This window comes from Catellatospora sp. TT07R-123, assembly GCF_018327705.1.
Taxonomy (GTDB): domain Bacteria; phylum Actinomycetota; class Actinomycetes; order Mycobacteriales; family Micromonosporaceae; genus Catellatospora.
Genome location: NZ_BNEM01000001.1, coordinates 3,294,662 through 3,307,756, shown reverse-complemented (window position 1 = coordinate 3,307,756; position 13,095 = coordinate 3,294,662). Strand labels below are relative to the sequence as shown.

Annotated in this window: 14 protein-coding genes and 1 tRNA gene; 11 read left to right on the top strand and 4 right to left on the bottom strand. The window is 72.6% G+C overall.

What is annotated here, in order from left to right; genetic code table 11:
- Positions 1–10: 10 nt before the first annotated feature.
- Together Cs7R123_RS14155 and Cs7R123_RS14150 are read right to left on the bottom strand one after the other, a co-directional pair.
- Complete coding sequence (locus tag Cs7R123_RS14155; RefSeq protein WP_212826759.1) at positions 11–727, bottom strand: serine/threonine-protein kinase; 717 nt, start codon at positions 725–727, stop codon at positions 11–13.
- 107 nt (positions 728–834) lie between these two features.
- A complete protein-coding gene (locus Cs7R123_RS14150; RefSeq protein ID WP_212826757.1) occupies positions 835–1,422 on the bottom strand; it encodes a thermonuclease family protein in 588 nt (195 codons plus the stop codon).
- Between the two features lie 189 nt (positions 1,423–1,611).
- Here Cs7R123_RS14150 and Cs7R123_RS14145 point away from each other — a divergent pair, with 189 nt between their 5' ends.
- From Cs7R123_RS14145 to Cs7R123_RS14110, 8 genes are all read left to right on the top strand, one after another.
- The gene (locus tag Cs7R123_RS14145; RefSeq protein ID WP_212826755.1) at positions 1,612–2,025 is read left to right on the top strand and encodes an organic hydroperoxide resistance protein; all 414 of its coding nucleotides are present in this window, start codon (positions 1,612–1,614) and stop codon (positions 2,023–2,025) included.
- A gap of 4 nt (positions 2,026–2,029) precedes the next feature.
- Positions 2,030–2,491, top strand: coding sequence for a MarR family winged helix-turn-helix transcriptional regulator (locus tag Cs7R123_RS14140; protein ID WP_212826754.1), 462 nt, complete (start codon positions 2,030–2,032; stop codon positions 2,489–2,491).
- Positions 2,488–3,480 (top strand): NADP-dependent oxidoreductase, encoded by a 993-nt coding sequence (locus Cs7R123_RS14135; RefSeq protein ID WP_212826751.1) that lies wholly within the window; start codon positions 2,488–2,490, stop codon positions 3,478–3,480. Before Cs7R123_RS14140 ends, Cs7R123_RS14135 begins: the two co-directional genes overlap by 4 nt.
- 76 nt (positions 3,481–3,556) lie before the next feature.
- A complete protein-coding gene (locus Cs7R123_RS14130; protein WP_212826749.1) occupies positions 3,557–3,997 on the top strand; it encodes a Rieske (2Fe-2S) protein in 441 nt (146 codons plus the stop codon).
- A gap of 93 nt (positions 3,998–4,090) precedes the next feature.
- Positions 4,091–5,038 (top strand): hypothetical protein, encoded by a 948-nt coding sequence (locus tag Cs7R123_RS14125; protein WP_212826747.1) that lies wholly within the window; start codon positions 4,091–4,093, stop codon positions 5,036–5,038.
- A gap of 3 nt (positions 5,039–5,041) precedes the next feature.
- Positions 5,042–6,751 carry a pitrilysin family protein gene (locus Cs7R123_RS14120; RefSeq protein ID WP_212826746.1) on the top strand — a complete coding sequence of 570 codons (1,710 nt, stop codon included), beginning with the start codon at positions 5,042–5,044 and terminating at the stop codon, positions 6,749–6,751.
- A gap of 45 nt (positions 6,752–6,796) precedes the next feature.
- On the top strand, positions 6,797–8,224 hold the full coding sequence (locus tag Cs7R123_RS14115) for a pentapeptide repeat-containing protein (protein WP_212826744.1): 1,428 nt from the start codon (positions 6,797–6,799) through the stop codon (positions 8,222–8,224).
- A 297-nt stretch (positions 8,225–8,521) separates the two neighbouring features.
- Entirely contained in the window at positions 8,522–8,749 is a 228-nt protein-coding gene (locus tag Cs7R123_RS14110; protein ID WP_212826742.1) for a winged helix-turn-helix domain-containing protein, read from the top strand.
- 81 nt (positions 8,750–8,830) lie between these two features.
- On the opposite strand, the gene Cs7R123_RS14105 is transcribed toward Cs7R123_RS14110, so the two are convergent.
- Together Cs7R123_RS14105 and Cs7R123_RS14100 are read right to left on the bottom strand one after the other, a co-directional pair.
- Positions 8,831–8,907, bottom strand: a tRNA-Arg gene (locus Cs7R123_RS14105).
- A 110-nt stretch (positions 8,908–9,017) separates the two neighbouring features.
- Positions 9,018–9,986 (bottom strand): alpha/beta hydrolase, encoded by a 969-nt coding sequence (locus tag Cs7R123_RS14100; RefSeq protein ID WP_244871822.1) that lies wholly within the window; start codon positions 9,984–9,986, stop codon positions 9,018–9,020.
- 164 nt (positions 9,987–10,150) lie between these two features.
- Between Cs7R123_RS14100 and ssb the strand changes: the two genes are divergently transcribed.
- The 3 genes from ssb to Cs7R123_RS14085 all read left to right on the top strand — a co-directional run bounded on the left by ssb (position 10,151) and on the right by Cs7R123_RS14085 (position 12,976).
- The gene (gene ssb / locus Cs7R123_RS14095; protein ID WP_212826741.1) at positions 10,151–10,807 is read left to right on the top strand and encodes a single-stranded DNA-binding protein; all 657 of its coding nucleotides are present in this window, start codon (positions 10,151–10,153) and stop codon (positions 10,805–10,807) included.
- A 70-nt stretch (positions 10,808–10,877) separates the two neighbouring features.
- Positions 10,878–12,410, top strand: coding sequence for a cobyric acid synthase (locus Cs7R123_RS14090; protein ID WP_212826739.1), 1,533 nt, complete (start codon positions 10,878–10,880; stop codon positions 12,408–12,410).
- A complete protein-coding gene (locus Cs7R123_RS14085) occupies positions 12,407–12,976 on the top strand; it encodes a uridine kinase (RefSeq protein WP_212826737.1) in 570 nt (189 codons plus the stop codon). Before Cs7R123_RS14090 ends, Cs7R123_RS14085 begins: the two co-directional genes overlap by 4 nt.
- Positions 12,977–13,095: the final 119 nt, after the last annotated feature.

Sequence of the window (13,095 nt, the reverse complement as noted above, 5' to 3'; positions counted from 1 at the left end):
CGGCGTCGGTTCAGCGGAGGGCGGCCAGGCTCCACAGGGCGAAGGACGCCTCGCGCGCGCTCGGGCGGCCGAGCGCGTTCTTGTCCATGCACGCGCGGCACAGCTCCGCCAGCGCGTGCGGGAGCCCCGGCACCGCGAACACCGGTGTCGGCGCCAGGCTGCGCACCGCCGTCGCGTCGCGCGGGCTGCCCCGTTGCGGGTACGGCGACGTGCCGGTGATCATCTGATACATCAGCGCGCCCAGGGCGTACACGTCGTCGGCGGGGGTGGCGAAGTGCGCCGGGCCGGGATGGATCAGCTCGGCGAGTCCGAAGTCGACGACCTTCGGGCCGGTCGTGGTCAGCATGACGTTGCCCGGGGTCAGGTCGCGGTGCACCACCCCGCGCCGGTGCGCCACCGCCAGCACGTCGGCGGCGGTCCCGGCGACCCGCAGCGCGTCGGGCACGGTCAGCGGGCCGCTGCCGAGCACGTTGTTCAGGTTCTGCCCCTGCAGCAGCTCCAGGGCCAGGTAGCCGATGTCGCGGCCGTCGGGGCCGGGCACCACGTCCACGTCGAAGATCTTCGGAACGTGGGGGTGGCGCAGCATCTTGGTCATCTCCGCCTCGTGGCGGATCAGCCGCGAGTAGCGCGGACCCACCACTTTGACCGCGAGCCTGCGGCCCGCGGCAGCGTCGACGGCCTGATAGACCGTGGACACTCCACCGCGCGCCAGAGGCCTGGTCAGCACATATCTCCCCGCGATCGCCGTGCCGATAGGGAGCTCCACGGGCGCCGATTCTTCCGTACTGAAGGGCACAAAGCCATCGCGGCAGCTTGAAATCTTCAATAATTCGCTCACCTTCCGACGCAGACACCCCACAGTCCGTGCCGTTGCGCCCGCGCCCGTTCCACCGCGTCGTGCAGCTCGCGCCGGTGCGCCAGATTCGGTGGAATCGCGAGTTCGCGGACGTCGCCGCGTTCGGCCAGGTCGGCGTTGACGAAGGTGCCGTCGGCGGTCCAGGCGTAGACGAGATAGCGGTCGTACGGGTCGCGGCGCTGCGTGTCGGGCAGGATCCACAGGCTGCCGCCGGGCGGGGCGAGCTGCCTCAGCCGGGCCTGCGCGCCGTCGGCCCAGCACTGCGGACGGCCGTCGGCGCCGTGCAGTTCCGGGGCGTCGACGCCGAGCAGGCGCAGTTGCACCTCGCCCGCGGCGTCGACGACCGGGCCGGGGGTGGCGGTGACCGCGATCGAGTCGCCGTCCAGCGGATAGCGCACCCGCACCTGCTGGGCATCGGGTGGGGGAGCGGCCGGGCGGGCCGAGGGGGCCGGTGCGGGTGCGGCGTGGGTACGGGCGTACCACCACCAGCCGATCCCGCCCAGCACCAGCACCGCCACCCAGAACCCCGCCGCGACCACCTCCCGCCGCCGCGCTCTGCCCCCCACGCGCTGACGCGCGCCCCGCCCCGCTCCCGGCCCCGTCATTCGTGCAGTTTCGGGGAAAGTGCAGGAATATCGGGCTCGATTCGTCACTTTCCCCGAAACTGCGCGATGACAGGCGGCAGGTAGGCGGCAGACAGTCGGCAGGGTCACGTTTGGTTGTGGGCGATTGAATTGGGGGCTAGCGTTCCGGGCATGACTTCTCTCTACACCGCCGTGGTGACCTCGTCCGGCGACGGGCGCAACGGCAGGATCCTCAGCTCCGACGGGCTGCTCGCGGCCGATCTCGCGATGCCGTCCGCGCTGGGCGGCAACGGTGCGGGCACGAACCCCGAGCAGCTGTTCGCGGCCGGGTACGCGGCCTGCTTCCACTCGGCGCTGCGGCTGGTGGGCCGGCGCGCCAAGGCCGACGTCGACGGGTCCGAGGTGACCGCGAAGGTCGACCTGAACCGGGCGGGCGAGGGCTTCGGGCTGGGCGTGACCCTGGAGATCAGCCTGCCGGGGCTGGCGCCGGAGGCGGCCCGTGAGCTGGCCGAGGCCGCGCACCAGGTCTGCCCGTACTCGAATGCGACCCGGGGCAACATCGACGTCGCGATCGTGCTTGTCTGAACCCATGCCGCCCGACGAGACCGACCTCGACCTGCGCAAGCAGGTGTGCTTCGCGCTCTACTCCGCCAGCCGGGCGCTGACCGCGCTCTACCGGCCGGTGCTGGACCGCCTCGGCCTGACCTACCCGCAGTACCTGGTGATGCTGGTGCTGTGGGAGCGCGGCGAGGTGAGCGTGAAGGCGCTGGGCGAGGCGCTGCAACTCGACTCGGGCACCCTGTCGCCGCTGCTCAAGCGGCTGGAGGCGGCCGGGCTGGTGGTCCGCGCGCGCAGTGCGCGCGACGAGCGCTCGGTCCTGGTCAGCCTCACCCCGTCCGGATCCGACCTGCGTGAGCGGGCGACCGGCATCCCGCGGGCCATCGCCGAGGCGACCGGCGTGCCCGCGACACAGCTCGCGGCGCTGCGCGACACGCTGCGCGCCATCACCGACGCGGCCCACGAGGCCGCCACCGAGAAGGAGACATCGTGACGGTAGGACGGGAGATCCAGCTGGCCTCGCGGCCGGACGGGACGCCGACCCTGGACAACTTCCAGCTGGTCGAGGTCGAGGTGCCGGAGCCGGGCGAGGGGCAGGTGACGGTGCGCAACACCGTCATGTCCGTGGACCCGTACATGCGGGGGCGGATGAACGACGTGAAGTCGTACGTGCCGCCGTTCCAGGTGGGGCAGGCGCTGGACGGCGGCGCCGTCGGCGAGGTGGTCGCGTCGAACTCGCCGCTGCTGGCCGTCGGCGACCTGGTGCTGCACGGGTACGGCTGGCGCGACCTGGTCACCGCCGACGCCAAGCGCTTCCGCAAGCTGGAGCCTGTGGCCGCGCCCAGCGCCTTCCTCGGCGTGCTCGGCATGCCCGGCCTGACCGCGTACGTCGGCCTGCTCGACATCGCCGGGATGAAGCCGGGCGACACCGTGTTCGTGTCGGGTGCCGCCGGTGCCGTGGGCAGCCTGGTCGGGCAGCTGGCCAAGCTCAAGGGCGCGGCCCGGGTGGTGGGCAGCGCGGGCAGCCCGGCCAAGGTGAAGCACCTGGTCGACGAGCTCGGCTTCGACGCCGCCTTCAACTACCGCGACGGCGACGTGAGCGCACAGCTCAAGCAGGCCGCGCCGGACGGCATCGACGTCTACTTCGACAACGTGGGCGGCGACCACCTGACCGCTGCCATCGCGCGCGCGAAGGTGTTCGCCCGGTTCGCGCTGTGCGGGGCGATCTCCGGCTACAACGAGCCGGTGCCGGGGCCGGACAACATGATGTCCCTGATCGGCAAGCGGATCACCATGCGCGGCTTCATCGTCAGCGACCACGACGACCGGATGCCGGACCTGTTCCGCGAGGTCGGCGCCTGGCTGGCCGAGGGGAAGATCAAGGCCGAGGAGACCGTGGTCGCCGGGCTGGAGAACGCCCCGCAGGCGTTCCTCGGCCTGATGCGCGGCGAGAACACCGGCAAGATGGTCGTAACGATCTGACCTGCGCAAACAGGCACGGCTGTGCCCGTACCCCCGCTAATGTCGCTGAAGGGCGATCACCAAGCGGGGGTGCGGGATGGCGCAGGCGGAGACGACGCGGCGGGTGCTGCTGGCGGGGGTGTGCGGCGCGGGTCTGGGCGCCGTCGGCGCCGCGTGCGGCGGGGCGGCCGGGCCGCCGGAGGCGGGGGCCTCGACCCCGGCTGCGGTGAAGGCGCCGCCGACCGCGCCGGTGACCCTCGGGCCGGTGACCGACGTGCCGCTGGACAGCGGCAAGGTGTACGACATCGAGCAGGTCGTCGTCACCCAGCCGCAGCAGGGCGTGTACAAGGCGTTCACCTCGATCTGCACGCACAAGCAGTGCCAGGTGGGATCGGTGTCGCAGAACCAGATCATCTGCCCGTGCCACGGCAGCCGCTACTCCGCCGAGGACGGCAGCGTGCTCAACGGCCCGGCGACGCAGCCGCTCGCGGCCAAGAACATAGCGGTGGAAAGCGGCCAGGTCGTGCTGAAGCCCTGACCCGGCCGACCGGTCTGCTTCAGGGGGCCGGATGGCCGATGACTAGGCATTACGGGGCAGCGTCACGGTCCGCGCTCGCCTAGGATCCGCCGGGTGACCACCCCCGCACCCGGTGCGCCCGTGTTCGATCCGGGCGCCGCCCACCCGGAGTTCGCCTCCGTCCGAGCCGCCGCCCAGGCCGGTGACTGGCCCGCGCTGCGACAGCACTTCGCCGGGCGCACCCGCACCGACGAGCTGGTCATGCTCGCCGTCGAGGTGGCCGGCGTCGAGGGCGTGGAGCTCTTCCTGACCAAGGTCGCCGAGCAGGAGGAGTCGTCGACCCTGCCCGAGTTCCTGCTCGCCGCCCGGTGCCTGGAACTGGCCTGGGACGCGCGCACCAGCAAGCTCGCCAAGCACGTCAGCCGCGAGCAGTTCGCCCGGATGCGCGAGCACCTGTGCAACGGGGAGCAGCTGCTCATCGACGTGACGGCGCTCGAACCGGAACACACCGCCGCGTGGACCTACCGGATCAAGAACGGGGTGGGGCTGGAGGTCGGCCAGGCCGAGGCGCGCCGCCGCTACGACCGGGTCGCCGCGACCGACCCGCACTCCTACCGGGCGCAGAAGTCGTACCTCAACCAGCTCTATCCCAAGTGGGGCGGCAGCTGGGAGGCGGTGTTCGCGTTCGTGCGCGAGCGGGCCGCGGCGGCGCCGGACGGCGCGATCAACGCGACGCTGCTCGCCGACGCGCACTTCGAACGCCACGTGTGGCTCGAAGACGCCGAGCGCCGGCAGTACTGGCAGCGGCCGGACGTGGTCGCCGAACTGCACGCCGCGGCGCAGCGCTCGCTGCTGCACCCGGCGTTTCGCCGCGACTACGGCTGGGTGACCGCGCACAGCCTGTTCGCCCTCGCGTTCTGCCTGGCCGGACGGCACGACCTGGCCGCGCCGCACTTCCGGGCGCTGGGCGACCTCGCCGACCCGTTCGGCTGGTCACAGCTCGGCGGTTCCGCGGCCGAGGCGTTCACCAAGCACCGCGCGACCGCGCTCAGGAAGGGCTGACCCGTGCTGCACACCACCGAGGTCGACGGGGTTCCCACGCTGGTCGCGCCGACGTCCGGGCCGATGAACGTCGGCCTGGTCTTCCGGGTCGGGCAGGCCGACGAGACGCTGGCCGTGCACGGCATCACGCACCTGGTCGAGCACCTGGCGCTGCACGACAGCGGCCTGTCGGACTACCACTACAACGGGGCGACCGCGTCGGTCTACACCCACTTCCACATGCAGGGCACCGAGGCCGACGTGGTGACGTACCTCGGCAAGGTGACCTCCGCGCTGCGCAGTCTGCCGATGCACCGGCTCGACACGGAGAAGGAGATCCTGCGCACCGAGGCCCGCACCCGTGGGGGCTTCCCGTCGATGCCGTTGTGGCGCTACGGCGCGCAGGGCTACGGCCTGCCCAGCTACCCCGAGTGGGGCCTGTTCCGGCTGCGGCCCGACGACCTGCGGTCGTGGGTGGACACGTACTTCACCCGCGAGAACGCCGTGCTGTGGATCGCGGGCGGCGGCGTGCCCGCCGGGCTGCGGCTGGACCTGCCCGGCGGCGTGCGCCGCCCGCTGCCCGCGGCCACCTCGGCGCTGCCGGTCACGCCCGCCTACTTCAGCGGCGACGACGCCAGCGTGCTGCACAGCGCGGTGGTGCGCCGCAGCACGCCGGCCCGGGTCTACGCCGACGTGCTGGAGCGCGCGCTCTACCGCGAGCTGCGGCAGGAGGGCGGCTTCTCCTACACCGCCTCCACCTCGTACGACCCGCGCGGCGACGGCTACGCCACGATCACCGCGTACGCCGACGCGCTGCCGGAGAAGCAGGGCGCGGTGCTGGGCGGGTTCGTCGACGTGCTGGCCCGGATGCGGCTGGGCCGCATCGAGGAGCGCGACCTGACGTCGGTGCGTACCAAGACGCTGGAAGGCCTGAACCACCCGGAGATCGAGGCCGCCCGGCTGCCCTCGCACGCGCTGAACCTGCTCACCGGCCAGCCCGCGCAGAGCGTCGAGCAGCTGCGCGCCGAGCTCGCCGCCGTGACGCTGGACCAGGTGCGCGAGGTCGCGGTCGAGGCGGCGGGCACCGCCCTGTTGCAGACCCCGGAGCGGGGGCAGGCCGACTGGGCCGGGTTCGCCGACGCGCCGACCGCCTCGGCCGCCGTCGCCGAAGGCAGCCGCTACGTCTCCATCGAGGACCCGCAGTACGCCGTCGCGGTCGGCCCCGACGCGGTGAGCTTCGTCCGGCCCGACCAGTGCCAGACGGTCCGCTACGACGAGTGCGCCGCGATGCTGATGTGGCCGGACGGGGCCCGGCGCCTGATCGGCACCGACGGCATCGTCGTACACCTGGAGCCGACCCTGTGGCGCCTGAGCGGGCCCGGCCTGGGCGTGCTCGACCAGGCGGTGCACCCGTCGCGGCACATCCCGATGCCCGCCCGCGACCCCGACTCGATCCCCCAGCCGGGCCCGGGGGTCGACGCGTCCGGCAGGCGGAAGGACCCGTCGGCGGTCACCTCCGGCCGCAACGTGACCGAGATCGCCGGGATGGTCGTGCTCGGGCTGCTGTCTGCCTGCTGCGCGTTCCTCGTGCTGGCGTTCACGCTCTACCTGACCGACACCACCGAGCAGGTGGAGGCGGCGGACTGGCAGGCGCTGGCCTGCTTCGGCGTGGGCACGGCACTGTTCGCGGTGCCGCTGTTCCTGATCGTGCGGATGCGCCGCAGGCGCCGCTGACCCCGCGGCACGGGACGGTGGTGGGCGGTGTCCACAATGGGCGGCGTGCTTCCTGAACCGTTGAGCGCCACCGAGCAGGCCGTGGTCGAAGGCTTCCGCACCGGCACCGTCGTGGACCTGTCCGGCTCCGACGACCGGGACGTACGGGCCGAGGTGCTGCGCGGCCTGCTGCTGGCCGGGCCCGGCGGCGAACCGAGCCGGCTGTCCCGCCTGCGGCTGACCGGCGCCCGGATCGCCGGCCCGCTCGACCTCGACCACAGCCAGGTCGACACCTCGATCGCCCTGCACGACTGCGTCTTCACCGACCGGATCAGCTGCTACGGCACTATCCTGCGCCACGTCGACCTGAAGGGCTGCCGGTTCCCGGGCCTGCTGGCGTCGTACGCGGTGTTCGCGGGCACGCTCAACCTGCGCGACAGCCACAGCAGCGCGACCGTGCACCTGATCGGCGCGCGGATCGACGGCTCGCTGATCCTCAACCGCGCCCAGCTGTCCGACGCGCAGCTGGCCCTGTCCGGCACCCGGCTCTCCGTCGGCGTCGACATCCTGGCCCAGGGCGGGTTCACCTGCCACGGCGAGCTGCGGCTCAACGACGCGGAGATCGGCGGGGCGCTGCGGTGGGAGGGCGCCGCGCTGCGCAACCCCGGCGGCAAGGCGCTGTTCGCCCCGGACATCAAGGTCGGGGCGGTGGCCAATCTGTGCGACGGGTTCAGCGTCGACGGGGCGGTGCGGATGTCGTACGCCCAGATCCGCAGTCGGCTCTGCTTCGACGGCGCGTGGCTGGCCGGCGACGCGCAACCCCTGATCGACCTGCGCCACCTGGAGGCCCGCGAGCTGGTCCTGCTGCCGACCGGCCCGATCGACGGCGAGGTCGACCTGCGCAACGCGCGCCTGGGCGTGCTGCGCGACGACCCGGCCACCTGGCCGAAGCGCCTCCGGCTCACCGGGGCGAGCTACGAGATCCTGTCCGGCACGCACCTGGGCGCCGGGCGGTTGCCGTGGCTGCGGCGCGATCCCGACGGCTACCAGCCGCAGGCGTACGAGCAGCTCGCCGCCGTCTATCGCCGGGCCGGGCACGAGCCGGACGCGCGCGCCGTGGCGCTGGCCAACCAGCGGCACCGCCGCAGCACGCTCGGGCTGCTGGGACGGCTGTGGGGCCACGCCCAGGACCTGCTCATCGGGTACGGCTACCGTCCGCGCCGCGCCGTGCTGGCCCTGGCGCTGCTGGCCACGGTCGGCACGGTCGCGTTCGCGCTGCACCCGCCGGTGGCGGCGGTGCCCGCCGAGGCGCCGGTGTTCAACCCGTTCGTCTATACGGCAGACCTGCTGATGCCGCTGATCGACTTCGGACAGGAGCAGGCGTTCCATCCCCGGCCCCCGCTGACCTGGCTCGCGTACGCGCTGATCCTGAGCGGTTGGATCCTGGCCACCACCGTGGCCGCCGCCGCGACCCGGCTGCTGCGCCGCGACTGACGCGCACCTGCTGACCGCCGGGGATCACCGACGGCCAGCAGGGCAGTGGCACCGAGGCGGTTGGGCGATGTCGGTTGAACCGCCTCGGCTGTCGTGGGCTGGGGTAGCAACGGGTGCGAGCCATGGGCTACCCCAGCGTCAACCGTCCTGGTTTGCCGAACCGAGGACCGTTTCAAGAGACAACCTACGTCAGATACTGCTGTAGATCTAGTCCGGACGCGAAAGTCGTCACTATCTGCACTTGCTGACGTTGGTTGGCGCATGATCTGATCGAGGGGCCGAACCGAGGAACCCCACATGCCTGTCGCCAAAGCGGATTACCGCCGGATCGCCGACGCGATCACAGAGAAGATCAAGAGCGGCGAGCTGTCGCCGGGCGAGAAGCTGCCCAGCACCGCGCAGCTCGCCGACCAGTACGACGTGAGCCCTGCCACCGTCTATCGTGCGGTGTCGCTTCTCCACGATCGTGACCTGGTGATCGGTCACCCCGGCAAGGGTGTCTTCGTGGCCGGGGCGACCGCGTAGCAACCTTTCGTGCACCCTCTGAGGCGCGCAGCGGACGTCGGCTCCAGTCCGATCCCTCGCACCTCACAAGGAGGAAAGTGCTGGTGCGCCCGGCAGGACTCGAACCTGCGACCTGAGGATTAGAAGGCCCCTGCTCTATCCAGCTGAGCTACGGGCGCGCGTAGTGAAGGCTACCGTGACGGGTCGCCGTGGTGATCGGCTACCCGGTCGGAACCGACCCCGATACTAAGTCAGCGACCCGCCACCGAGCAGGTGGTTATCGGCGCTCTCAGCCGTGGACGTAGGTCTTCAGCCAGCGGTCGGACTCGGCGAAGAACGCGTCCCTGGCCGGGCGCCGCGACAGGGTCAGGTCGTGCTTGCCGCCGTCGATGCGCACCAGGGTCAGGTGGCGGCCCAGCGCGGGCGCCCAGCGCACGATGTGGTCCACGTCGAGCACCGCGTCGGACTCGTGCGCGGCGTCGGTCCAGCTGTGCAGCCGGTAGGACCGGGTGGCGCAGGCGACGAAGATCGGCATCCGCAGGTCCAGGCCCGCGTGCAGGCGCTGCTGCCCGGCCCGGATCGCCTTGATCCAGGCCACCCGCACCGGGAACCCGGCGACGGGCTTCCAGTCCACCCGGAAGTCCCACTCGCCGTCGTGGTCGCGGTGGATGCTGCGGCCGTACAGCCGGGGCACCTTCAGCGGGATCACGCGGTACGGCGCGCGCCGGGCCAGTGAGCCGACCGCGCTGACGGCGGGGCGGCGCATCAGCCAGGGCGCGTTGAAGTCGAAGAACGGGCTGTTGAACAGCAGCGCCGCGATGCCGCTGTCGTCGCCGCGCGCCTGCGCCCACAGCGCGGTGATCAGGCCGCCGGTCGAGTGCGCCGCGACCACCATCGTCTCGTGGCCGTCGGTCTCCCGGATGATCCGGGCAGCGGCGTCGAGCTCGGGGAAGTACTCGTCCATGCTGCGGGTGAAGTTCGGCGTCTGGTGCTCCAGCAGGCTGCGGCCGTACTTGCGCAGATCGAGGGCGTAGAAGTCGTAGCCGCGCTCGATGAAGAAGTCCGCCAGGTGCGTCTGGAAGAAGTAGTCGTTGAAGCCGTGCACGTAGAGCACCGCGCGCGTGGTGGGCTGCGGCGCGCGGCGGCTCACCAGCGTCGCGACGACCCGGCCCTGGTCGTCGTCGGGTAGTTCGATGATGCGCTGCCGGTAGGGCTCGCCGAGGATGTCGATCTGGTCGCTCGCGATGTCGGTCTGCACGCTGGAATGTTACCGCGAAGTAGTGGCTGGCATAACAGATCAATTCGCTGCTCGGGGCGTAATCCCCAATCGGGTGGCCGTCCACAGGCCGGGCGGTCGCGCGGTGGTCCGCGCGGGCGCTTCCCGGAAGTCTCGTCGGTGTCGGACATCGAAGGGAGATGACAGTGTTCGATACGTATGTCACGGTTGTCGGGAATGCGCTCACGGCGCCGGAGTGGCGGCGTACGCAGCAGTCCGGGCAGCTCGTGGCGAACTTCAAGGTCGCCTCGACCGCGCGGCGGCTCGACCGGGCCACCGGCCGCTGGGTCGACAGCAACAGCCTGCGGGTGCGGGTGAACTGCTGGCGGCGCCTGGCCGAGGGCGTGGCCAGCTCCGTCATGATCGGCGACCCGGTGGTCGTCACCGGCCGCCTCTACACCCGCGACTGGATGGACGAGGAGGGTCAGCACCGCGTCATGTACGAGCTGGAGGCGGTGGCGGTCGGCCACGACCTGTCCCGGGGGCGGGGGCGGTTCGCGCGTACCAAGCCGGGCAGCGGCACCAGCGCCGTCGAGGACGGCACCGCCGAGTCCCGGGTGGGCGGGGAGGAGACCTCGGCCGCGCCCGAGCTGCGGGTCGGGCCCGACCCCGACGACCCGCTGTTCGCCGACGAGTTCGGCGACGCGTTCGGGCTGGACCCGGTCGCGTCGCTGCGCGGCGGCGGCCTGACCGCCGAGCTGGTCGGCGGCCGCCCGATCGGCGAGGAGGACGAGGACGACGACCTCGACGACGCCGACGACGAGCACCCCGCCGCGCGCGACCGCGTGCCGGTCGGGGTGTAGTCGGGATGAACAGGGGGTGGCCGGAGGGGTTCGCTGAGGGGCCGGCCACCCCCGCGCCTACGCTGACCACATGAGCGGGATCTTGATCGCCGGCACCACCTCCGACGCCGGCAAGAGCGTGCTCACCGCCGGGGTGTGCCGCTGGCTGCACCGGCGCGGCGTGCGCGTGGCCCCGTTCAAGGCGCAGAACATGTCCAACAACTCGGCCGTGGTCGTCGACGCGACCGGGCGCGGCGGCGAGATCGGACGGGCGCAGGCGCTCCAGGCCGTCGCCGCCGGGCAGGCGCCCCAGGTGCGGTTCAATCCGGTGCTGCTCAAGCCCGGCAGCGACCACAGCAGCCAGGTGGTGCTGCTCGGCCAGGCCGTCGACACCATCGACGCGGCCGACTTCCGGCGCCTGAAGACCGCGATGTCGGGCGCGGCCTACACCGCCTTCGACGAGCTCTCCCGGGAGTACGACGTGGTCGTGTGCGAGGGAGCGGGCAGCCCCACCGAGATCAACCTGCGCGAGCACGACTACGTGAACATGGGCCTGGCCCGGCACGGGAACCTGCCCACCGTCGTCGTCGGCGACATCGACCGGGGCGGCGTCTTCGCCGCCATGTTCGGCACCGTCGCGCTGCTGGACGCCGCCGACCAGGCGCTGGTCGCAGGTTTCGTGGTCAACAAGTTCCGCGGCTCGCGCGAGCTGCTCCAACCCGGCCTCGACATGATCGAGAAGGCGACCGGCCGCACCGTGTACGGCGTGCTGCCCTTCGACGTGGACCTGTGGCTCGACGCCGAGGACGCCCTCGCGTACGGCAAGGTGCTCGGGCGCCCCGCCCCGGCCCGGGGCACCGAATGGCTGCGCGTGGCCGTGGTCCGGCTGCCGCACATCTCCAACGCCACCGACGCCGAGGCGCTGGCCTGCGAACCGGGCGTCAGCGTCCGGCTCACCGTGGAACCGGCCGAACTCGCCGAGGCCGACCTGGTCGTGCTGCCCGGCACCAAGGCCACCGTGGCCGACCTGCGCTGGCTGCGCGACACCGGGCTGGCCGGTGCCGTCACCGCGCACGCCGCACGGGGCAAGCCCCTGCTGGGCCTGTGCGGCGGCTTCCAGATGCTCGGCGAGCAGATCACCGACGAGGTGGAGAGCCGCCGCGGCGCCGTCGACGGGCTCGGGCTGCTGCCGGTGCGGATCGCGTTCGCGCCGGACAAGGTGCTGTCCCGCCCGGCCGGGTCGGCGCTGGGGGCACCGGTGCGCGGGTACGAGATCCACCACGGGCGGGTGTCCCACCGCGACCCGGGCCTCGCCCCGCTCATCACGTACGACGGCGGCGAACCCGAGGGCGCGGCCGCGGGCAACGTCTTCGGCACCCACTGGCACGGCGCGTTCGAGTCCGACGAGTTCCGCCGCCGCTTCCTCACCCTCGCCGCCGGGATCGCCGGGCGGCACGGCTTCGCCGCCGCCCCCGACACCAGCTTCGCCGCCCTGCGCGAGGCGACCGTCGACCGGCTCGGCGACCTGGTGGAGGAGCACCTGGACACCGGGGCGCTGTGGCGGCTCATCGAGCAGGGCCCACCGCGCGGCCTGCCGTTCCTGCCTCCGGGCGCACCCGCGTGACCCCGGCGGAGACCGCCGCGCTGGTGCGGGCCGCGCCGCCGAAGCTGGGCCGCACCCGGCTGGTGCTGGTCGACGGGCCGAGCGCATCGGGCAAGACGATGTTCGCGGCCCTGCTCGCACGCGAGCTGGCGGCACCGGGTGCGGACGCGGCCGGGCCGGTGGAGACGGTGCACACCGACGATCTGCTGGACGGGTGGGACGACCAGTTCACGTACTGGCCCCGGCTGCGGCGGCAGGTGCTGACCCCGCTGCGCCACGGTGCGCCGGGCGGCTACCACCCGTTCGACTGGCAGCTCGGCAGGTTCGGCACGGAGTGGGTCACGGTGTGGCCCGCCGACGTCGTCATCGTCGAGGGCGTCGGGGCGGCGCGGGCCGAGGCGCGGCCGTGGGCGTCGCTGTCGGTGTACGTGCACGCTCCGGCCGCGTTGCGCCGCGCCCGCAGCATCCTGCGCGACGGCCCCGGCATGCAGGGCGTCCTGCGGGTATGGCGCCACCGCGAGCAGATCCACTTCGCCGCCGACGCCACCGCGGCCCAGGCCGACCTGCGTGTCGACGGATCCGGGTAGGTCGCGATGATCGGCGTTTGCGGTCCGGCGGTGCTGTCGGCGCGGAGTTTCTGACCGGAAACGGCGATCACCGGCGCGCGGCGGATCGCTGTGCGGGGGTGCGGGGCGGGGTGGCAGGA

What these genes read in the sequence shown, in the direction of transcription:
- Cs7R123_RS14145 (WP_212826755.1), top strand. Translation starts at nt 1,612, where the DNA reads ATGACTTCTCTCTACACCGCCGTGGTGACCTCGTCCGGCGACGGGCGC.
- Cs7R123_RS14140 (WP_212826754.1), top strand. Translation starts at nt 2,030, where the DNA reads ATGCCGCCCGACGAGACCGACCTCGACCTGCGCAAGCAGGTGTGCTTC.
- Cs7R123_RS14130 (WP_212826749.1), top strand. Translation starts at nt 3,557, where the DNA reads ATGGCGCAGGCGGAGACGACGCGGCGGGTGCTGCTGGCGGGGGTGTGC.
- Cs7R123_RS14110 (WP_212826742.1), top strand. Translation starts at nt 8,522, where the DNA reads ATGCCTGTCGCCAAAGCGGATTACCGCCGGATCGCCGACGCGATCACA.
- Cs7R123_RS14090 (WP_212826739.1), top strand. Translation starts at nt 10,878, where the DNA reads ATGAGCGGGATCTTGATCGCCGGCACCACCTCCGACGCCGGCAAGAGC.